Origin of the sequence: Bartonella sp. AA2SXKL (genome assembly GCF_042197205.1) — a bacterium.
Taxonomy (GTDB): domain Bacteria; phylum Pseudomonadota; class Alphaproteobacteria; order Rhizobiales; family Rhizobiaceae; genus Bartonella.
On record NZ_JBHIRN010000109.1, the window covers coordinates 1 to 776 of the forward strand.

2 protein-coding genes are annotated in these 776 nt (G+C 34.4%); one reads left to right on the forward strand and one right to left on the reverse strand.

What is annotated here, in order from left to right:
- Positions 1–242 (reverse strand): PHP domain-containing protein (locus ACFINS_RS10090; protein WP_375706188.1); only part of this gene is annotated, 242 nt, incomplete at its 3' end.
- 293 nt (positions 243–535) lie between these two features.
- Between ACFINS_RS10090 and ACFINS_RS10095 the strand changes: the two genes are divergently transcribed.
- Positions 536–776: hypothetical protein (locus tag ACFINS_RS10095; protein WP_375706189.1), on the forward strand; the 241-nt coding region annotated here is incomplete at its 3' end.

Consider the following 776-nt stretch of genomic DNA (forward strand, 5'->3'; position numbering starts at 1 on the left):
TGACAACCTATAATGGGTTGAATACCATAAGAAAAACAATATTGCGAAAATTCCAAAGCACCAAATAAATTATTCGTATCCGTAATAGCAACCGCTGGTGTATGATCTGAGATTGCATGTTGAATAATTTGTGGGATTTTTAAAGCCCCTTCAAGCAATGAGTAAGCTGAGTGTACCCTCAAATGAATAAAGTGAGGAAAAGGTTGTTTTTCATCTCGTATTTTACTTTTATCTTCTGACACTCTGACAATTTCCCACTATAAAATAAATGCCAAATAGCAGCTATCATCTCTCTCACAAGAGAGAGCATTGTTACGCATTATACTCAAACATACAAACCTCCGCTTCTCAGAAAGACAAGATATTTCGGGTATTTTATAGTGCATATTAGACGCCCATCAAGAAAATACCTACACTTGTAACAAAAGAAGCGCACAAAAATAAAAAGAAGAAAATTTTATAGAATAAATAGTACGAATATGAGCACTTTTCCTTTTATAGTGTTATTGTATCCATTCTTTAAAGCTTTATTTTTATGCTTAAAACTCAAACTATAAATAAAGCAACTCCCCTTGGGATTATTCAGTGTATTATCCCCAAAAAGCTCTTTTACAACACTAGAAAAAACAAAAAGAGCAAGCTAAATTTCCGTATGCTTCCAGATCTTATTCGCCCTCTTTTTACCTCTGTGCGTATCCTGCCAGGAATGAGCCCCAAAATATATGGCTTACTAGCCAAAGTCTTAAACATTAATTCTACCCAACGTGAACCAACCA